17 protein-coding genes are annotated in these 19970 nt (G+C 65.8%); 5 read left to right on the top strand and 12 right to left on the bottom strand.

Going from position 1 to position 19970, the window contains the following annotated elements; genetic code table 11:
- Nucleotides 1-146 precede the first annotated feature (146 nt).
- Nucleotides 147-1694, top strand: coding sequence for a methyl-accepting chemotaxis protein (locus tag ING15_RS12530; RefSeq protein ID WP_206455163.1), 1548 nt, complete (start codon nucleotides 147-149; stop codon nucleotides 1692-1694).
- A gap of 57 nt (nucleotides 1695-1751) precedes the next feature.
- On the opposite strand, the gene ING15_RS12525 is transcribed toward ING15_RS12530, so the two are convergent.
- The 3 genes from ING15_RS12525 to ING15_RS12515 all read right to left on the bottom strand — a co-directional run bounded on the left by ING15_RS12525 (nucleotide 1752) and on the right by ING15_RS12515 (nucleotide 4693).
- Entirely contained in the window at nucleotides 1752-2540 is a 789-nt protein-coding gene (locus ING15_RS12525; RefSeq protein WP_206455162.1) for an ATP-binding cassette domain-containing protein, read from the bottom strand.
- Nucleotides 2537-3607 carry an ABC transporter permease gene (locus ING15_RS12520; RefSeq protein ID WP_206455161.1) on the bottom strand — a complete coding sequence of 357 codons (1071 nt, stop codon included), beginning with the start codon at nucleotides 3605-3607 and terminating at the stop codon, nucleotides 2537-2539. Before ING15_RS12520 ends, ING15_RS12525 begins: the two co-directional genes overlap by 4 nt.
- A gap of 102 nt (nucleotides 3608-3709) precedes the next feature.
- The gene (locus tag ING15_RS12515; protein ID WP_206455250.1) at nucleotides 3710-4693 is read right to left on the bottom strand and encodes a sugar ABC transporter substrate-binding protein; all 984 of its coding nucleotides are present in this window, start codon (nucleotides 4691-4693) and stop codon (nucleotides 3710-3712) included.
- A gap of 305 nt (nucleotides 4694-4998) precedes the next feature.
- On the opposite strand from ING15_RS12515, the gene ING15_RS12510 reads away from it, so the two are divergent.
- Nucleotides 4999-6240: an ROK family transcriptional regulator gene (locus tag ING15_RS12510; protein WP_206455160.1), complete on the top strand. Its 1242-nt coding sequence runs from the start codon at nucleotides 4999-5001 to the stop codon at nucleotides 6238-6240.
- A gap of 147 nt (nucleotides 6241-6387) precedes the next feature.
- Here ING15_RS12510 and ING15_RS12505 read toward each other — a convergent pair whose 3' ends face one another.
- Nucleotides 6388-8781, bottom strand: a complete 2394-nt coding sequence (locus ING15_RS12505; protein WP_206455159.1) for a di-heme oxidoredictase family protein — start codon at nucleotides 8779-8781, stop codon at nucleotides 6388-6390.
- An 83-nt stretch (nucleotides 8782-8864) separates the two neighbouring features.
- On the opposite strand from ING15_RS12505, the gene ING15_RS12500 reads away from it, so the two are divergent.
- Nucleotides 8865-9026 carry a hypothetical protein gene (locus ING15_RS12500; RefSeq protein WP_206455158.1) on the top strand — a complete coding sequence of 54 codons (162 nt, stop codon included), beginning with the start codon at nucleotides 8865-8867 and terminating at the stop codon, nucleotides 9024-9026.
- Between the two features lie 64 nt (nucleotides 9027-9090).
- Here ING15_RS12500 and ING15_RS12495 read toward each other — a convergent pair whose 3' ends face one another.
- From ING15_RS12495 to ING15_RS12480, 4 genes are all read right to left on the bottom strand, one after another.
- Nucleotides 9091-10863: a CHASE2 domain-containing protein gene (locus tag ING15_RS12495; RefSeq protein WP_206455157.1), complete on the bottom strand. Its 1773-nt coding sequence runs from the start codon at nucleotides 10861-10863 to the stop codon at nucleotides 9091-9093.
- A gap of 86 nt (nucleotides 10864-10949) precedes the next feature.
- On the bottom strand, nucleotides 10950-11459 hold the full coding sequence (locus ING15_RS12490) for a FecR domain-containing protein (RefSeq protein ID WP_206455156.1): 510 nt from the start codon (nucleotides 11457-11459) through the stop codon (nucleotides 10950-10952).
- Nucleotides 11460-11526: 67 nt separating this feature from the next.
- Complete coding sequence (locus ING15_RS12485; RefSeq protein ID WP_206455155.1) at nucleotides 11527-12111, bottom strand: DUF2585 domain-containing protein; 585 nt, start codon at nucleotides 12109-12111, stop codon at nucleotides 11527-11529.
- 69 nt (nucleotides 12112-12180) lie between these two features.
- On the bottom strand, nucleotides 12181-13782 hold the full coding sequence (locus tag ING15_RS12480) for a bifunctional metallophosphatase/5'-nucleotidase (protein ID WP_206455154.1): 1602 nt from the start codon (nucleotides 13780-13782) through the stop codon (nucleotides 12181-12183).
- 231 nt (nucleotides 13783-14013) lie between these two features.
- Between ING15_RS12480 and betI the strand changes: the two genes are divergently transcribed.
- Both betI and betA read left to right on the top strand, forming a co-directional pair.
- Nucleotides 14014-14622 (top strand): transcriptional regulator BetI, encoded by a 609-nt coding sequence (gene betI, locus ING15_RS12475; RefSeq protein WP_206455153.1) that lies wholly within the window; start codon nucleotides 14014-14016, stop codon nucleotides 14620-14622.
- The gene (gene betA / locus ING15_RS12470) at nucleotides 14619-16295 is read left to right on the top strand and encodes a choline dehydrogenase (protein WP_232845736.1); all 1677 of its coding nucleotides are present in this window, start codon (nucleotides 14619-14621) and stop codon (nucleotides 16293-16295) included. Before betI ends, betA begins: the two co-directional genes overlap by 4 nt.
- Here betA and ING15_RS12465 read toward each other — a convergent pair.
- The 4 genes from ING15_RS12465 to ING15_RS12450 form a co-directional block, all read right to left on the bottom strand.
- Nucleotides 16286-16693: a DUF805 domain-containing protein gene (locus ING15_RS12465; protein WP_206455152.1), complete on the bottom strand. Its 408-nt coding sequence runs from the start codon at nucleotides 16691-16693 to the stop codon at nucleotides 16286-16288. The genes betA and ING15_RS12465 overlap by 10 nt on opposite strands.
- A gap of 179 nt (nucleotides 16694-16872) precedes the next feature.
- Nucleotides 16873-17301 (bottom strand): DUF2019 domain-containing protein, encoded by a 429-nt coding sequence (locus ING15_RS12460; RefSeq protein ID WP_232845735.1) that lies wholly within the window; start codon nucleotides 17299-17301, stop codon nucleotides 16873-16875.
- A 59-nt stretch (nucleotides 17302-17360) separates the two neighbouring features.
- Nucleotides 17361-17774, bottom strand: coding sequence for a DUF1850 domain-containing protein (locus ING15_RS12455; RefSeq protein WP_206455151.1), 414 nt, complete (start codon nucleotides 17772-17774; stop codon nucleotides 17361-17363).
- Nucleotides 17771-19963 (bottom strand): TRAP transporter permease, encoded by a 2193-nt coding sequence (locus ING15_RS12450; protein ID WP_206455150.1) that lies wholly within the window; start codon nucleotides 19961-19963, stop codon nucleotides 17771-17773. The genes ING15_RS12455 and ING15_RS12450 overlap by 4 nt, the downstream gene beginning before the upstream one ends.
- Nucleotides 19964-19970: the final 7 nt, after the last annotated feature.

Raw genomic sequence — 19970 nt, 5'->3', positions numbered from 1 at the left:
GGCGCGGCCATGACCCATGTAAGAATTTGGTAAGCATGTCCGATCCACCTTCAAGGCATTGATCCTGCGTAATTCTTCTGCTTTCCCACGTTTGGGATGCGGGGCCAACCTTCTCCATCGCGCCACAGCAAGAGTTCAACCGAGTAATGCAACCAAAGCCAGAAAACCCCATCGCGGCGACCGCAAGTCGGAATGCCCCCGAGTCGCTTCGTCGCATTGAACCCATCATCCGCAACGTGCTGGATGACGCGCTGGATGAATTCTACGCGGTCATTCGGGCGGACGACACGCTGATATCCTTCTTCAGCAATGATCAGCATCTACGCGCCGCCCATGCGAAGCAAAAGGATCACTGGCTCGCTCTCGCAAGGGGTGAAACCGGTAGCGACCATGTGGTGCGTACGGAGCGTATCGGCGCCGCTCATGCAAGGATCGGACTCGAGCCGAAATACTTCATCTCGGGCTATAGCGTTCTGCTTGGAACGCTTGTCCGGGAAACGCTCCTGCAACTTTGGCCGAAGGGCCTCATGGGACGCAGCGGCAAGGAGGAGGCGGCGGCGGCGATCAATGCGCTGGTCCGCGTCGCGCTCCTCGACATGGAGCGTTGTATCACGAGCTATCTCGACATCCTGACCCAGCGTGCCGCCGAGAAGAGCGCCGAGGAAGAACGGCAGCGAACGGCGACCGTTCGCAGTTTTGTCGTCGGGGAGCTTGGCGCCGCCCTCAACCGTATGGCCGCGGGCGACCTGTCGCAGCCGATCACAACCGAGTTTCCCGAAGAGTTCCAGGGACTCAAGGATGACTTCAATCAGGCCGTCACGGCATTTGGCGATCTTGTTGCCGCGACCAGCGGCTCGGCTGAGGCGGTGGAAACCGGCGCGCGGGAGATTGCCGGCGCATCGGAGGATCTGGCCCGCCGCACCGAGCAGCAGGCCGCCGGTCTGGAAGAGACCGCTGCGGCTCTGCAGCAGCTCGCGGCCGGCGTTCAGGGCGCATCAGACCGTGCCGCCGAGGTTTCGGCGGGCGTCCAAAGTTCAATGAATGAAGCCAGGAATGTCGGGGAGATCGTCCAGAAGGCGGTCGCGGCGATGGGCCGGATCGAGCAGTCTTCGAAAGAGATCGGCATGATCATCGGGGTGATCGACGAGATTGCCTTCCAGACCAACCTTTTGGCGCTGAACGCCGGGGTCGAGGCGGCGCGGGCGGGCGAAGCCGGCCGTGGCTTTGCCGTGGTCGCCCAGGAAGTGCGCGGCCTCGCTCAGCGCTCGGCCGAGGCGGCCAAGGAGATCAAGACGCTGATTTCGGCAAGTTCGGTGGAAATCGCCGGCGGCGTCGAGCTGGTGCGGGGCACGGGCGAGGCGCTCGGCAAGATCGTCGAACGCTCCACCGAGATCACGGCGGGCGTGGCCGACCTCGCCAACACGTCCGGCGAACAGGCCATCGCCATCAAGGAGGTGAACACCGCCGTCGCCCAGATGGACCAGCATACCCAGCAGAACGCGGCGATGGTCGAGGAGGCAGCCGCCGTTGCGGTCACGCTCAAGGACACGGCCTCTGAGCTATTGCGTATGATGGCTGAAATCCGCACGGCCGCCGATAACGATGCCGGCGATTCGACTCATTCGGGGCCGGCCCGCCAGCGGGTGGAGACCCTCCAAAAAGGCCTTCGCAGGAATGGCATGATCGCGGCTTGACGGCGAGCGGCCGGCGGCGCGTCATGCGCCGCCGGCCGCCACCAATTCAGCCTGACGTCACGCCGCCGCCATCTCCGGCTCCGGCTGCTTGGCGCCGGTCATCAGCGCCACCGCGTCGTTCATCGTCGCGGTCTTCGGGTCGATGACGCATAGACGCCGCCCCAGCCGGTGGATGTGAATCCGGTCGGCGACCTCGAAGACATGCGGCATATTGTGCGAGATCAGCACGATCGGCATGCCGCGTGAGCGCACGTCCTGGATCAACTCCAGAACCTTGCGCGACTCCTTGACGCCGAGAGCCGCCGTCGGCTCGTCGAGGATCAGCACCTTGGAGCCGAAGGCCGCCGCGCGGGCCACCGCGACGCCCTGACGCTGGCCGCCGGAAAGGGTCTCCACCGCCTGCGATATGTTCTGGATGGTCATCAGACCGAGTTCGGAGAGCTTGTCGCGGGCGATCTTTTCCATCGCGCCGCGGTCGAGCATCCGGAAGTATTTGCCGAGCGGGCCGGGTTTGCGGATTTCGCGCCCCAGGAACATGTTGTCGGCGATCGACAGCGCCGGCGACAGCGCAAGGTTCTGGTAGACCGTCTCGATGCCGGCGTCGCGCGCCTGCATCGGCGCGGTGAACCGCACCGCCTCGCCGTTCAATCGGATGTCCCCTTCGTCGACCACGACCGCGCCCGACAGCGCCTTGATCAGCGTCGACTTGCCGGCGCCGTTGTCGCCGATCACCGCGAGGATTTCGCCCGGGTAGAGGTCGAAATCGGCGTGGTCGAGGGCGGTGACGCGGCCGTAATTCTTGACGAGGCCGCGAGCCGACAGGACGGCAGTCTGGGAGGCGCTCATGCGGAGATCTTCCTGATCCACTGGTCGATGGCGACGGCGATGATGATGAGCCAGCCGGTGGCGAAGACCTGCCAGAGCACGTCGACGCCGCCGAGCCGCAGCCCGGAGTTGAACACCCCGACGATCAGCGCGCCGATCATCGGCCCGAGGATCGAGCCGCGGCCGCCGAATAGCGAGATGCCGCCGATCACTACGGCGGTGATCGATTCCAGATTGGCCTCGAAGAAGGACGTCGGACTGACCGATCCGACACGGCCGATCGAGGCCCAGGCGGCGATGGCGCAGATGAAGCCGGCGAGGACATAGACCGAAACCAGGGTGCGGTCGGTGCGAATACCGGAGAGCTCAGCCGCTTCCTTGTCGTCGCCGATGGCGTAGACATGCCGGCCCCAGGCAGTGCGGTTGAGCACGTACCAAAGGATCAGGAAGATCGCGATCATCAGGACGACGCCCCAGGTCAGCACCGCGCCGCCAATCTCGAAGCGTTCGCCGAACAGCTTCAGGAGCGGTGCCTCGGCGTCCAGCGTCTGGCTGCGGATGGTCTCGCGATTGGAGAAATAATAGTTCAGCGCCAGGAAGATGTTCCAGGTGCCCAGCGTCGTGATGAAGGGCGGCAGCCGCACGCGGGTAACCAGAACGCCGTTGAGCAGGCCGGTCAGCGCGCCGACGACGAGGCCGACCAGGATCGCCAGCGGCACCGGCAGGCCGAATTCGGTCGACAGCCGGCCCATGATCACCGAAACCATCACCATGACGGCGGCGACCGACAGGTCGATGCCGGCGGTGAGGATGACGAGGCTCTGCGCCGCCGCCAATATGCCGACGATGGCCACCTGCTGCATGATCAGCGACAGGTTGAACGCCGAAAAGAAATTGTCGGAGACGAGGCCGAACACCAACACCGACAGCAGGAGAACGATGACCGGCACCATGGTCGGGTTGCCGTGCAGGAAGTGCTGCAGGTTGCCGAGCGCGCCGCGCCGGCGATGGCCGAAGGCGGCGACGGCGGTGTCGCTCTGGCCGAGGGAGGATTCGAAATCCTCCCCCTTGTCGGTCGTTTCACTCATGGCGTGTCGCTCCGGAAGGCCAGGGCCGCTAACGCATCAACGCGCGAAGAAAAGGCGAGGTCAAGCGGGCGGCCCGCTTCGGGGCCGCCCGGGCCGGCTAACTCAGCCCCAGCAGCGGTCGGTGCCTTCCTTCACGTCGATCGACTCGACGCCATCGACGGCCTTGTCCGTCACCAGATTGACGCCGGTGTCGAAGAAATCGAGCCCCTCGCTCGGCTGCGGCACGGTGCCATCCTCGGCGAACTGGGCGATCGCCTCGATGCCCTTGGATGCCATGTCGAGCGGATATTGCTGCGAGGTCGCGCCGATCACGCCTTCCTCGACGTTCTTGACGCCCGGGCAGCCGCCGTCGACCGAGACGATGAGTACGCCTTCGGTCTTGCCGAAGGATTTCAGCGCCTCGTAGGCGCCGGCGGCCGACGGCTCGTTGATGGTGTAGACGACGTTGATGTCGGGATCCTTCTGCAGAAGGTTCTCCATCGCGGTGCGGCCGCCTTCCTCGTTGCCGGCGGTGACGTCGTGGCCGACGATGCGCGGATCGTCCTCGTCGCCGATTTTCTTTTCGTCCTTGATGTCGATGCCAAAGCCCTTGAGGAAGCCCTGGTCGCGCAGGACGTCGACCGATGGCGCCGACGGCGACAGATCGAGCAGGGCGATCTTGGCGTCGGCCGCCTTGTCGCCCAACGTCGCGGCGGCCCACTGGCCGATCAGCTCGCCTGCCTTGAAATTGTCGGTGGCGAAGGTCGCGTCGGCCGCGTCGATCGGCTCCAGCGGCGTATCGAGGGCGATGACCAGAACGCCCTGGTCGCGCGCCTGCTTGACCACGTCGGTGATCGCCTTGGTGTCGGACGCGGTGATCAGGATGCCCTTGGCGCCGGCCGCGATGCAGCTCTCGACCGCCTGGACCTGGGTCTCGTGGTCGCCGTCGACCTTGCCGGCGAAGGTCGACAGTTCGACGCCGAGCTCCTCCGCCTTGGCGGTGGCGCCTTCCTTCATCTTGACGAAGAATGGGTTGATGTCGGTCTTAGTGATCAGGCAGGCCTTGGTGGTGTCCTGCGCGGCGGCGGCGGGCGCGGCGAGGCCCATGGCCCCGGCGGCGACGATGGCGGTGGATGCAAGAAGCGTACGAAGTGTCACGGACGAAACCTCCCAGTTGAAACTCGCGTGCCGGGACAATCTACCCGGTCGGCGATGCCGGGCGGCCTCCTCGCCGTCCCGATCCGCGTTGACGAAACACCATGACGCGACGCTTGTCAATGAATATAAATCAAGTGGATTTATTTATTGACTGGGGCCTCTGGTGGTGGAACAGTGGGGTAGCATCGGCATGGTGAGGCTCGCCGGTGCCAGCCCGCGAACCGCCTGTGGTTTCAAGGGGCCGGGAGGAAAGCATGGACCACACCAGGACCGGCGAGGCAGCCGCGGCGACCCGCCGCGACGAGCGAACACGCGGCTCGAACCAGGCTGGAATGAGGGCCCATAACGAGCGCGCCGTGCTGACGCTGATCCGTCGCCACGGCGAGCTGGCCAAGGCCGATATCGCCCGGCGCAGCGGCCTGTCGCCACAGACCGCCTCGGTGATCATGCGGGTGCTCGAGGCCGATCAACTGGTTTTGCGCGAAAAGCCCCGGCGCGGCCGGGTCGGTCAGCCGTCAGTGCCGATGCGGCTCAATCCGGACGGCGCGTTTTCGCTCGGGCTCAAGATCGGCCGGCGCTCGGTCGAGCTGGTGCTGATGGATTTCGTCGGGAGGATCCGGGCGAGCGAGCGCCAGACCTATGCCTATCCGCGCCTCGACGCCGTGCTCGATTTCGTCGGCGCCGCCGAGGCGCGCGTCGTCGCCGCGATCGACCCGAAGCTGCGGACCCGGATCGTCGGCCTCGGCATCGCCATGCCCTTCGAACTGTGGTCCTGGGCCGAGGAGATCGGCGCGCCGGCAGCTAGCATGGACGAATGGCGCAGGGCCGACATCGCCGGAACCTTGAGCGAGTCGACCGGCCTGCCGGTCCAACTCGCCAACGACGCGACCGCCGCCTGCGCCGCCGAGAACGTCTTCGGCGCCGCCCGGTCCTCGGACTATCTCTACGTCTTCGTCGGCGCCTTCGTCGGCGGTGGCCTCGTCATCGATGGCACCCTCGTCACCGGCCGCACCGGCAATGCCGCGGTGCTCGGCCCGATGCCGGTGCCCCGCGCCCGGACGGCTGGGGCCGACGCGGCCGGCTTCGACCAGTTGATCAACGTCGCCTCGATCCATGTCCTGGAGAAGATGATCGCGGAACAAGGCGGTGACCCGCTTGAAATCTGGCGAAGCGACGCGGCCTGGGACGGGCTCGGCGATTGTCTCGACCGCTGGCTGGGTATCGCCGGAGAGGGGTTGGCCCATGCCCTCGTCGCGGCCAGTTCGGTCTATGATTTCGAATGCGCGGTGATCGACGGCGGGTTTCCGCCGGCGGTGCGCACCCGGCTGGTCGAGGCGACCGAGCGGGCGATGATGAGCCTCAAGCTCCAAGGCCTGACGCCGCTCGAAATCCGGCCCGGAACCTTCGGATCGATCGCCCGCGCGATGGGCGCGGCCACGTTGGCGCTGTTCACGCGCTATCCGCTCGATCATCGGGTGCTTTACGCGGAGGATTGAGGGAGGGGAAAGCACTGCAAATCCCCCGCTGACAGGGCCGGCTTTGGTTGAATTCGGCAGACTCATCCATTCGCGCTTTCGCACGCCTTTCAAGAACCGGACTAAAGTCGGCCTAAGAGGACTTTGTGCCCCTGCGTTCGCTGCCGGTCAGGGCTTGAGGGTGCGGCCGAAAGTCGGTTCGACGGGCAGGCGGAGCGTCAAGAGAAAGTCGACAATCGCGTCCTGGTCGTCTTTCGGCAGTCCGGTGAAGCGATCGACGGCCGGCTGGGCCTCGCTGCCGCGACCGCCGTGCAGCAGGATCGCCTCCCGCAGACTCTGCGCCCGTCCGTCATGGAGCCAGGGACCGGTATCAGCGACGCCCCAGAGCGGCCTCGTCAAGAACTCGTCGGCCGGGACCGGCTGCACCTCGAAGATCACGCGGTCGACCGGCTGCGCCACGGGATCGGCCAGGTTGTCGCCCATTCGATGCCGCTTGAAATCGCTGAAGATCGGCACGTCAAGCGAAGTGCCGGGGGACGACGGCTGCGGGCAGGCTTCATTGCCCATCGGCTCTTCGGGGCTCAGTCGGCAAAGCGTGATCGGCAAAGTTCCCGTGTTGAGATCGAAAGTGTAACCGATGGCTTGGAACGAGGTGCCGGAAAGGAATGCATCAAGCTGCCTCATAAATTCTTCTTCGGGCGTGTCTTCGCCGTTATCCGCCCCCATTGGAGTAGAAAGGGCGCTCTGGACCTGCGGCGGCACGGCACTGCTCTCATAGCTTAGCTGCGCCGACAGACTAGTCGAGGCGCCCGCTATCCGTTCACGCCCAGCTCTGGGGTCGCGGACGGTAACGCGGGAATCAGTGATCGTCATTGTCGGCTGGTGACAACTAGCGCATGAGGCGGCTTCGCCCATCGCGCTAGTGCTCACAGCGGTGACCGTCGCGCAGTCGGCAGAAGTGCGGCCTTCGAACAGGCATTTTCCGCGCTCCGCGCTGGCGGCCCTTTCGGGCTCGTTCGCGGCATCGAAGGGACGGCTGACGGGCGGACGGATGCTCATGGTGAAGGCTGTCAAAGCCGAGACCTCGGCCACGGACACCTCAAGGGCGTCGCGATCCGCGTCCTCGTCCTTTTTATCGTGGATTTCGACCGCCTGCATACCGAAATGAAAGTTCAGCGCGTCGCGTACGAAATTGCGCTCATCCGACGCAATGCCCTTCCATTGGAACGGACGCACAATCAGGTCGCGGCTGACGCCGTCGAGCACGCAGCTCGTTCCTGTCGTCTGCCGGCCATTGGCAAGGCAGGTCTCGATCACGTCGAATCCAGGGACTGCTAGGTCACCGACTGGGGAAAAGGCGATGAAATCGTTGACGTTAGGTTGGGGAGTGGATGTTTCAAATGCGGGTCGTGCTGGCGGCGGAGTGAGAGATATCAACTTTACAGAATAGGTGCCGAAAGATACCCCCTTCGCTCGCAACGTAGTTGTCTTCTCAACGCCTTCCAGCCGGCTTTTCGCGGCGGTCATCGCTTGACGAACCGCCGTGAGCCGCTGTCGGTATAGTTCAAGCGTCATTTCTTCAGCTATTTTCTGCGCATAGCCCGTTCCGAAGACATGAGGCGGATTGCGCAGGAACATGAAGGCGGCCGAGCGCCACTTCTTCGCCAGCGTGTTGACTGGCCCGGCCAGCACCAGTTCGTTGGTCGCGGTAAGCGCTCCAGCGTAGCTAGGATAAAGATCGAAGAATAGGAACTCCGGCAGGTAGCAACCTTGTCGCGCGAAGGCGCTCTGCTCCAGCGTTCTCAGCAGCTTGTCGCGGTTGGTCACGGGTTCACCCGGATTGCACTGGAGCGCCGGATTGATGAAGGCCGTGGACGCAAAACCCGCAGGGCCGCCCGTCACCCCGGGCTTGCGGGCCAGCGCGGTCGAGCCTGTGTCTGAAAGGCTCGTCGAGCCGATCGTATTGTGACACTCGAAACAGGATTGCGAGTCGAGACCGTTCAGCCGCAATTGGCGGTTTCCTTTCGGAAAGTTGAAGAACGGCGCCAGCGCTTCGCCGTGATCGCCGCGGGCGAGCGCCAGCCAGCGCTGTCTCGGGCCCATTTCACCTTCACCGAAGGAGTCGCCGCGTTGCCCGCGTTTCGATATGACTTGATCTTTGGGCTCGTTCCAACCGATGTCCGGTGCAGTCTCACCCTTTCCGGGAACGAAGCGGCTGTAGGGCGTCGTGAACAGATGACGTCCGATCTCGACGAGGGTTTGAAAGTCGAAGGTCTGGTTCCCACTCGAATCGCGATGGTTGATCGCTTCTTGATCGAGGATGATTGGTTGACCGGATGCATCCTTGATCGGGACGAGGGCGCGCCCACCGGCGTCATAGATAGGATTCGGTGCAACACTTCCCGGTGTCGGGGTTGGCATGGGCGGAGCGTCGGCTCCGGTCGCGATGGTGCCCTGGTCGATCGAGTCGGCTTGCGCCTCTTGTGGTTGAGCCTCTTGGAACGTGATGCCAACACCGCAAGCGAAAACCGTGATGACCTTCGCGAATAACATCTTCCGCATCGCAACCTCCAAAATATTCCCTTACGTAATATAAACCACGACTTTCCGGATTCTACAACCTCGAATAGTAGTTACTGTCCGGTATGGCGCTTCTCGCGCCGCACATCCAATCGCTCCAAGGCCTGACGCCGCTGGAAATCAGGCCCGGAACCTTCGGATCGATCGCTCGCGCGATGGGCGCGGCCACGTTGGCGCTGTTCGCGCGCTATCCGCTCGATCATCGGGTGCTCTATGCGGAGGGATGAGGGCTGCCGCAGATCTGGCCTTCGCGCCCGGTCCCCGACAGCAGCCGCCGGCTGCAAGCCGCGCTTATCCAAGCGGTAGATCGGGGCCCGCGCCGCGCCATAGGCCGACGTCCACGCTTTGCCTGCGTCCGCGGATATCGACCGTGCGCACGTCGTCCGGTTCTCCGAAGTCGGCGAAATTTCCTTCCATGGCGTCGATGAGATCCATCGACACGGCGATCGTCGCGCCGGCGGACTTAGCGACCTCCATCAATCGGCTGGCCAAATTGACGGTGTCGCCGCTGACGCTGATCTGCTGGTGGCTGTCGTGGCCGAGCCTGGAAAGGCTCACGACCCCGAAGTGGAGGCCAAGGCGGATGCCCGGATCGTCACCACTGGCGCCCTGCCGTTCGAGCCAGGCGCCGACGTCGCGCGCCAGCGCAAATCCCGCCGCGAAGGCGCGGCCGGCAGGGTCCGCCGTGTCGTCGGCAACCCCGAACACGATCATCGCGCCGTCGCCCATGAAGTTCATGACGACGCCGTGATGGGCATTGATGTCGTCGACGAGCAGCGTATGGAATTGCTTCAGGAAGGCGCGTGTCATGGCCGGGCCGAGCCGTTCGCTCTGGCTGGTGAAACCGGCCAGATCGACGAACAGCACCGCCGCCGCCTGTTCGACGGGCGTACTCAGGAAGCTCGGATCGTCGGCGATGCGTTCGGCCAGCGCAGCCGGCTGGAACCGGCGCAGGGCCTCTTCCGCCTGCAGCACCAATCGTGCCTGGCGGCGTTCGTGCATCTGCCGCGCGAAGGTCGTGAGCGCGACCGGCGGCACGCTCGCGGCGAGTGGCAGGGCGGCGCTCATCCAGATGCCCTGCCCGAAGAGGAAGGTCGTGGCCCCCAGCACGATGACGAGTGCCAGGGCGACGATGGGAAGGGCGTAGGTCAACGGTATCAGCGAGACTAGCAGGACCCCCCCGACGGCGAGCAGCAGGGCCAGCGACGCGTCGATTTCGCGAATGCCGGCGTCGCGGACGAGCCCGGCGCCAGCGAGCAATTGTGCGATGCCGGTCGCCTGGACCTCCACCCCCGGCGTGACCGGATCGAAGGGGGTTGCGAAGGTGTCGCCGACGGCCGTGGCGGTGACGCCGAGCACGGCGATGCGCCCCGAGAGAGGGGGCCGTGAACCGCCTGTGGACAGAAAGCCGAGCGCGCTAACTGTGGGAATCGTCTTCGCGGGGCCGTAAAAGCGCAGCGGAAGATGCCAGCCCGCGTCCAGCGGGACGCGCGACCCCGCCACCGTCACGGTAGTCAGGCCAAGAACCGGCTCGGCGCCGGCACGGAGCGCCGCCGCGCGAAGGGCAAAACCCGTCATCAATCCCCGCGAGGTCTGAAAGACGAGGGGCAGGTGACGCGGTGTGCCGCCCCCGTCGGTGGAGACGTTGACCAGCCCGACCGACGCAGCGCCCGTGAGCGGGGCGAGCGGCCACAATTCATCGGCGGTCGCCGGGGCACTGATGGCCTGCCCATGCGTCCTGTCGAACCGGCCGGCGGCGGCGATGACGGAGGGGATCGCGGCCAACGCGTCGGCGAGCGCCGTATCGGCGAACGCGGTGGAAGGGTCGATGAAAAGGATATCGACGGCAAGCGCGCGAGCTCCGGCGGCGGCGATGGCGCGGACCAGATCGGCGATGCGGTCGCGGGCGAGGGGATAGCCCTGCTCGGCCGCGACGGTGTCGTCGTCGATGGCGACGATGACCACTTCGGCCGGCGGTCGCCGGGGGCCGGCGATCAAGAGACGCAGGTCGGTAAGCGGTTCCTCGATCCGGTCGACGAAGCTGCGCTCGGCGACCAGATGCATCCCACCGAGCCATCCCGCCCAACTTCCCGCCAGTATGGTCGCGGCGGCGACGGCCAACAATGGCAGACGCGCGAGCCGCGCGGTGATCACCGACCGAAGCGGGCGAACAGGCGCGACACCCTCTCTTGCGGCCAGCGCTTGACGATCAAGGGCTGGCCCGGTTTGACGTCGACGCCTTCGCCGGGGCCGAGAATGACCGCGCCCGATCCGCCGCGCCGGGCGACGTGAACCCGGCCCTTCGCGACGAAGACGGCGGTCGCCTCGGCATCGGCGTCGACCGCATAGACAGTGCCGCGGACCGAGGCGATGGCGTGGGGTGTCAGGATCTGGAATGGCCGGCCGGGCTCGACGGTGATCAGCGCGGCGCGTCCGCTCAAGGTCACGGCGTGCGGTGGCCCACCGGCCGCCGGTGCCCGGATTTCGAGGCGGGCCGCGGCTTCGGCCTCGATAATGAGACCGCCGGCGCAGCGGATGGAGACGCGCGGCGGATCGCTCAGCGTGGCCGACGTGCAACCCTGGTTCTGCGCGACAGCGCTGCCGGTCAGCACAAGCACGAAGGCGGTGGCCGCAACCATCTTGAGCGCGTTCACGAACATCAGATCGGTCCTCTGTCGGGGCGGAGTCCGGCGATCGATGCATGGTCGCAGAGAACGACCGGAAAGTCTAAGCCCCGCCCTGCCAGGCCTTGACCGCCTCGATGGGCCAAAGCAGCATCAGAACGTTGAGCGCGAGATTGTCGCGGATCATCCAGCCGACGAACAGCTCGAAGGTGACGGCGATCAGAACCGTCAGCCAGACCGGCAGGCGGCCGGCCAGCCAGAATCCGAGCGCCATGAAGCCGATGTCCGCGACGGAATTGACGATGCTGTCGCCGAAATAGTCGAGCGAGATTGTCGCTTCGCGGTAATGCTGGATCACCCGGTCGGTGTTCTCGGCAATCTCCCAGGCGCTTTCGACGAGGAGCGCCAGGATCAACCGGGCGCCGAGCGACCAGCGCCGCAAGACCAGCCATCCGAGCCCGAAGAACAGGAAGCCGTGGATGACGTGCGAGGGCGAATACCAGTCCGACAGATGCTGGGAGTTTTCCGAGCTTTGCACGACGCCATGCCAGAGCTTGACGGTGCCGCAGGTGCAGACCGGCTCGCGGCCCATGGCATAGAGGACGAGCGCCGCGAGCGTGACGATGACGAGCCCGATCAGGGCGTGCGACCGGGAATACCCGGCGGTCGGGGCGGTCTTTGTCGGCATGGTGCTCCTCGACGGAAAAGGCCGGCGCGCCCGGCCGGCCTCCCGTCCTGTAGCGTCGCAGGCTTGCGCCTACTCGGCCTCGGTGATCCGCCCATCGGTGGCGGGCTCGTAGGCGGCGTTGTCCTTGGCGAGGTAATCGGCCACCGCCTCGTCCAGCGCCGGGCCGAAATCATAGGCCTCCATGCCCTTTTCCGCGAAGATCTTGTAGCCGTCGCCGCCGCCGCGCATGAAGTTGTTGGAGACGACGAGATAGGTCTTTTCCGGGTCGAGCGGCACGAAACCCTCGCCCTCCTTGACTTCGACCGATGTCACCCGGTTCTCGCCCGGCGTGCCGGCCTTTGACCAGGTGAATCTCAGCCCGGCGACCTGCGGGAAGCGGCCGCCCCCCTCCTCGACCTCGGAGACGCCGTTCTCCAGGGCCGCCTTGAGGTCGGCGCCGGTGAGCTTGAAGGTCGCCAGCGTGTTCTGGAACGGTAAGACGGTCAGCACCTCGCCCATGGTGATCTCGCCGGAATCGATCGATGCGCGCAGGCCACCGCCATTGGTGATGGCGATCTGGGTGCCCTGGTCCCTGACCCGGTCGAGCATCGCCTCGGCGACGAGATTGCCCATCGCGCATTCGCCGGAGCGGCAGGCGTCGCGGCCGCCGTCGATCGGCCGGGCCGCGCGGGCGACCACTTTCTGGCGGATCTCCTCCAGCGGCTTGGCCAGTTCCGCGATCCGGGCCTTCAGCGCGCTGTCCTCGACCACCTCGCCGTCCATGATGATCGGCTTGCCCGAGGCCGCCGTCACGACGCCCGCATCGTCGAAGGTGACGTCAAGCTGGCCGAGATATTTGCCGTAGGCATAGGCCTGGACGATGGCCACATCCCCCTCCGGGCCCTTGATCATGGTCGGGTAGGGACCCTTGGCCTTGTTGTCCGTGTTCGACAGAAGCGTGTTGGTATGGCCGCCGACGATGACGTCGATACCGGGCACCGCGGCCGCGATGCGCTTGTCCACCGCGTAGCCGGAATGGCTGAGCACGACGATCTTGGTCACGCCCTGGTCGCTCAGCGCCGCGACCTCGCGTTTCAGGGCCGCCACCGGATCGGCGAAGCTGACATTCGGGCCGGCGCTCGACAATTCGCCGGTGTCTGCCGGCGTGATGCCGATCAGGCCGATCTTCTCGCCGGCCTTTTCGATCACCGTCGCGGGTTTCAGCGTGTCGGCCAGCTCCGGTTCCCTGGTGAAATCGGCGTTGGCGAGCAGGATTGGAAAGTCGATCGCGTCCATGAAGGCGCGCAGCACCTTCGGCCCATCGTCGAACTCGTGATTGCCGACGGTCATCGCCTCATAGCCGAGCGTGTTCATCAGCTCGGCCGCCGCCTTGCCCTTGTATTTGGTATAGAACAGCGAGCCTTGGAACTGGTCGCCGCCGTCGACCAGCAGCGTGTTGTCGGAGGCTCCACGCGCGGCCTTGATGCCGGTGGCCAGCCGCGCCGAGCCGCCGAAACAGGCGTTCTCGGCGGCGTCCTTTTCGCTGCAGCCCGAATCGTACTTGTTGATCGGCTCGATGCGGCTGTGGAAATCGTTGGTGTGCAGGATCGTCAGTCTGTACTCGGCGAACGCGGCGCCGCCACCGGCAGTGGTCAGCGCCAGCGCGGCGGCGGAAGCGAAAAGCAGTCGCATGTCATGTCCTTTTTGCGGAGGGCACACCGTCGGGCTGCCGCGATTCGCGCTCCCGCCGGCGTCGGCCGCGTAACGTCCCGATCATAAGCGCGGCTGGCGCCGCTTTCCTAGCGGTTTTCGAGGCGTGGATCGCTCCGAGCCAGAATGCCGCCTCAAGCCGCCTGTCGGCTCGCACCGAAGTGTGAGCGCTTGTTGATTGACTGATCAATCAATGATTCTATGCTACCGGCCATGTCCGAATGGAGATCCCTGCGCCGGGTCCGCGATGGCCTTGAGGCCGCCCGCCGCGAGGCGCTGATCACCGCCGCCATCGCCGCCATCGAGGAAGCCGGCTCGATGGAGGCGACCACCATGGCGCAGATCGCCGCCCGTGCCTCGGTGTCGCCGGCACTGGTGCACCATTATTTCGGCGCCAAGGACGATCTGATGATCGCCGCGATGCGCCATCTCCTGTTCGGCTTTCGCGACGGGCTCACCCGCCGGCTGAGTGCCGCACGCACGTCCCGCGAGCGCGTCAGCGCCGTCATCGAAGGCTGCTTCGACCCGAGCCAGTTCTCCCGCGAGGCGATCGCCGCCTGGCTGGTCTTCTATCTCTACGCCCGCCGCTCGTCCGAGGCGGCGCGACTGTTGCGACTGTATTTTCGCCGGCTGGAGACCAATCTGATCTCCGGCCTCGCGCCGCTTCTCGGCCCGCCGGCGGCCATTTCGGTCGCCGCCGCCGCCGGCGCGATGATCGACGGCGTCTGGCTGCGCCAGGCGCTGACCCCGCTCACCGCCCCCGACGGACCAGCGGCGGTTCGGATGGTCGAACGCTATATCGACGCGGAGATCGGCACATGAAGGTCGTAGAGGAAGCCGACTATGTCGTCGTCGGCTCGGGCTCGGCCGGTTCGGCGCTCGCCTACCGCCTATCGCAATCGGGCCGCTACGACGTCGTCGTCGTCGAGGCCGGCGGCACCGACGCCGGGCCGTTCATCCAGATGCCGGGCGCGCTGTCCTTTCCGATGAACATGGCCCGCTACGACTGGGGCTACCGCGCCGAACCCGAGCCGGCGCTCGCCGGCCGGCGTCTCGCCACCCCGCGCGGCCGGGTTATCGGCGGTTCGTCCTCGATCAACGGCATGGTGTTCGTGCGCGGCCACGCCCATGATTTCGACCATTGGGCCGAGATCGGCGCCTCCGGCTGGGCCTATGCCGACGTCGTCCCCTATTTCAAGCGGATGGAGGCCTTCGAGGGCGGACAAGGCGGCGATCCGGCCTGGCGCGGCGGCTCCGGCCCGCTCAACGTCAGGCGCGGCGCCATGGAAAACCCGCTCTACGGCGCCTTTGTCGAGGCCGGACGACAGGCCGGCTATCCGGTCACCGACGATTACAACGGCGAATATCCCGAGGGTTTTGGCCCGATGCAGCAGACGATCTGGCGCGGCCGGCGCTGGTCGGCTGCCAACGCCTATCTGCGGCCGGCCATGGCCAGAGGCAACTGCCGCCTCGTCCAGGCCAATGTCATGCGCGTCGCCTTCGAAGGCAGCCGCGCCACCGGCGTCGAGGTCAAGCGATCCGGCCGCACCACTGGTCTCGTGAAGGCGCGGCGCGAGGTGGTGCTCGCCGCCGGCGCCATCAATTCGCCGCTGATTCTCATGCATTCGGGCATTGGCGATCCGGCCGAGCTGTCGCGCGTCGGCATCGACACGCGGCTTGCCCGCCCGGGCGTCGGGCAAAACCTGCAGGACCATCTCGAACTCTACATCCAGCAGAGCTGCACCCAGCCGATCACCCTCAACGGCTATCTGGACCTGTTCTCCAAGGGCCGGGTCGGGCTCGAATGGATGATGCTGCACACCGGCTACGGCGCCACCAACCATTTCGAGGCGGCGGGCTTCATCCGCTCAAGCGCCGGCGTCGACTATCCCGACATCCAGTATCACTTCCTGCCCGGCGCGATCCGCTATGACGGCCAGGCCGCCGCCCCCGGCCACGGTTTCCAGGCCCATGTCGGGCCGATGCGCTCGAAATCGCGGGGCGATATCCGGCTGGCCAGCGCCGATCCCGGTGCCAAGCCGGCGATCCGCTTCAACTACATGTCGCATGAGGACGACTGGACCGAGTTTCGCCAGGCGATCCGGTTGACCCGCGAACTCTTCGCGCAGGCCGCCTTCGATGCCTATCGCGGGCCGGAGATCCAGCCGGGCGAAGCGCTACGGAGCGATTCCGATCTCGACGGCTTCATCGCCCATCACGCCGAAAGCGCCTATCACCCTTGCGGTGCAGCCCGTCTTGGCGCCGAGAGTGACTCCAACGCCGTGGTCGATCCCGAATGCCGGGTCATCGGCACCGACAATCTGCGCCTCGCCGACAGTTCGATTTTCCCGCGCATCACCAACGGCAATCTCAACGGCCCGTCGATCATGGTCGGCGAAAAGGCCGCGGATCACATTCTCGGCGAGGGGATGCTGCAGCCTGAACCCGAATTGCAGCCTTGGATCAACCCGAATTGGCGGACCCGTCAGCGATAGGGGTCGGGCTGCCGCAGCGGCGGCGGGCCGTATTGGTTGGTCACCGGCTCCGTGGGCCGCGCCGCGAGAAAGAAGAAGATCAGCCAGCCGATCATTGGGATCAGCCAGATCAGCATCCACCCGGCCGAGCGGCCGGTATCGTGCAGCCGCCGGGCGCCCACCGCCAGCGACGGAACGAAGATCGCCAGGCTGAACAGCGCGCCAAGCGGCCGCGCGCCGTGACCGCTCAGCGGGCTGAGGCCGAGGATCGGGCCGACGACGATGCTGTCGAGAAGGCCCAGCATGAATTGCGCGATCAGCGCGAACAGCGCGAACCACCAGAATTCCGGACGGGAGGCCCGCCCACGGAAATTGGCGTAATTGGAAAATACCGAACGGACGGCTTCTGAAAAACCCATGCTTGCCTCGATTGGTGGCGGACCGAATGCCGCGAAAATGCTGGGATCGGAGGATGACGCAAGGCTGGTGAGCGTTCAACGGCTCCCCGTTGCTGCGGCCAAACTTGTCAGCATGAAATTTACCCGGACGGCCATCCACGATTTGGTCTGCTGGTCGCTGACTGTGAATCCGTGTCCGGTCATTCGGGTCTGTAGATGCCTTCGTCCCAAGCCCAGAGTGACATACCGGCGTCACCGGCCTGCGGATAATGCCGCGAGGCCGCAATCTCTTCCAGTTGCCGTCGTGCTACCTCCGGCTCCACCGGCCGGACAGCCTTTGCGGCGTTCAACCGAACCTGCATGTTCGGATGTGCGAAAAGCGTGACCAACGCGCGGCGCTGATCGCCATCCCTCTGTTTCAACTCGTCCTCGATGCTGGTCATTCGCTTGAACAGCTTATTGAATGCTTCGGTCCGCCCCATCAGTTCGGCCGTGGACTGGGCTTCACCGATTTCAGCGAAACGCGCGACGAGTTGATCCCGGCTCATCGTTTCGACCTTGTTTCCTGTCACCGGAGCACCCCGAACTTCCTCAATGCGTAAAGCCCCACGGCCAGCCGTTCGTCCCAACCTCTGCCTCGCAGATAGTCACGCGGCGACAGTCTGCCAAAGTCGATGGAGCGAACGTCCTATGGACTATCGGTGCCCGCCTTATCCGCGTCGCACCAGCGCACCACCACCGGCGCGGCGGCCTGGGTCCCGAGCGTCACGCATTCGCCCGCCTTCGAGCCTCCTGCGTCCGCGCTCTCCTTGGCGCACAGCGTCCAGCCCGCTCCGGTCGCGCCAGAGGCGGCCAGCACCAGTTCCGGAAGCGCTGGCAGGTCCGGCGTGTAGACATAGGCGCCGTCCTTGAGCACCGCGTCAGGCGGCGGTTCCATGCCGGCGCCTGAGCCCTCGATGCGCCCCTCGACCACCGTCAGCCCGTCCGGGCCGGCGGTCCAGCGCTCTTGCCAGCTGGTCTTTTCCACCGAATGGGTCCAGGCGAGGGTGAAGGCGGACGCGGCAAGCGCGATCGTCTTGCCGGCGGCGACGACGCAGATCATTCAGCCGGTGTCACGGTCTCGTCGGCCGCCTTTGCGGAGGCGGGCCGCGCGACGAGGCCGCCCGGCCCGCCGGTGCGGTTCACCGTCTCCGGCGCGCCGTATTTGCGCACCTGCCACAGGTGCCAGCCGACCACCAAAGCGGCGAGACCGAAGCCGATCTCGTCGGTCGCCGGCAGTGCGGCTATCAGCGTGAAGGCGGCGACGGCAGCCAGGAGCCGCTCCCACCATGTCAGCGGCGCGACCAGATAGCCGATCGCGGCCGCGCCCCACAGTCCGATGGCGAGGCATGCCTTGACGACGACATAGATGACCGCCGGCCAGTAGCCGATCGCTTCGGCCAGCGGGCCGCCGTCCTGCAGCATCAGCGCCGGCGTGTAGACCGCCATGAAGGGAATGATGAAGCCGGCGAGCGCCACCTTCACCGCTTCCATCGAGATTTTCAGCCCCGGTGCCTTGGCGATCGGTGCCGCCGCGAAACAGGCGAGCGCCACCGGCGGCGTCAGATCGGCGAGGATGCCGAAATAGAAGACGAACATGTGGGAGACGATCAGCGGCACGCCCAGCGCCAGCAGGGCGGGGCCGGCGATCGAGGAGGTGATGATGTAGTTGGGGATGGTCGGAATCCCCATGCCCAGAATCAGGCAGGTAATCATCGTCAGCACCAGCGAGAGGAACAGCGAGGTATCGCCGACCGAGACGATATACTGGCCGAAGGTGTTGGCGACGCCGGTTAGGGTCATCGTGCCGACGATGATGCCGACGATGGCGCAGGCGATGCCGACCGGCAGCGCCGTCTTGGCGCCTTCCGCCAGCGCGTCGCGGGTCAGGAGCAGCGTCTCGCGTCCGCCCTTGAACAGCGCCGAGAGGGCGATGAGGATCGCCAGCGCGATGACCACCGGCATGATGCCATATTGGAAGAAGGCGGCGGCGGACAGGCCGAGGCCGATCCAAAACACATAGCGCAGCGCCTGCACGGAGATGCGCCCGGCAAGCGGCGCACCGAGGATCAGGAGCGCCGTCAGGGCGAGGCCGATGGTGCCGGCGAATAGCGGCGTATAGCCGTTGAACAATAGCCAGACCAGAACGATCAGCGGCAAGAGCAGGTACCAGCCGTTCCTGAGAGCCGCCAGCGGCGAGGGCAGTTCGGCGCGCGACAGGCCGAGCAGGCCTCGCTTGCCGGCTTCCAGATGCACCATCCAGAACACCGAGCCGAAATACAGGATCGCCGGCACCACCGCCGCCTGCACGACGGCGGTATAGGGAACGTCGATCGTCTCGGCCATGATGAAGGCGACGGCGCCCATCACCGGCGGCATGATCTGACCGCCCATCGAAGCGGTGGATTCGACGCCGCCGGCGAAGGCGGCGCGGTAGCCGAAACGCTTCATCAAGGGAATGGTGAACTGCCCGGTGGTCACAACATTGGCGACGCCGGAGCCGGAGATCGTGCCCATCAGGCCGGAGGAGATGACCGCCACCTTCGCCGCGCCGCCCTTGGCGCCGCCGACGAGGCCGAGCGAGATGTCGGTGAACAGCTTGATCATCCCGGCGCGCTCGAGGAACGAGCCGAACAGGATGAACAGAAAGATGTAGGAGGACGAGACGTAGGTCGGGATGCCGTAGATGCCCTCGGTGCCGAAGGCCATGTGGTCGATCACCTGCGAAAAATCGTAGCCGCGGGTGACGAAGGGCGAGGGCAGATAGTTGCCGAACAGGCTGTAGGCGAGAAATGTCCCGGCGATGATCGGCAGCGCCGGCCCCATGATCCGCCAGGTGGCGACGAACAGGATGGTCAGCGCCGCGACGCCGACGGCGGTGTCCATCGGCAGCGGCATCCCGGCGCGAAAGATCAGCGCCTTGTATTCCCACCACTGATAGACGGCGACCCCCATTCCGGCGACGCCGAGGGTCCAGAACAGCGCGCGCCATAGCGGGCTCTCGTGCTTGATCGCGGCGATCAGCGGCAGGCCGAGCAGGCAGAGAAAGCCGACATGGACGGCCCGCACGATCTGGCTTGGCAGATCCCACAAATGCGCCGCGGTAGCGAGCTGGAAGATCGAGAAGAAAAACGCGATCGAGAACAACAGCCGGCCCTCGAGGCTGGCCGGAAAGCCCGAAGACAGCGGGTCGTGCAGTTTGGCCCGCTCGTCGTCGGTCGGGTTCAGTTTCTCCGCAAGCCCCTGATTCATGATGCGG

Origin of the sequence: Aurantimonas marina, from assembly GCF_017183135.1 — a bacterium.
In the GTDB taxonomy this organism is placed as follows: domain Bacteria; phylum Pseudomonadota; class Alphaproteobacteria; order Rhizobiales; family Rhizobiaceae; genus Aurantimonas; species Aurantimonas marina.
This window is presented reverse-complemented; position numbering and strand designations above follow the sequence as displayed.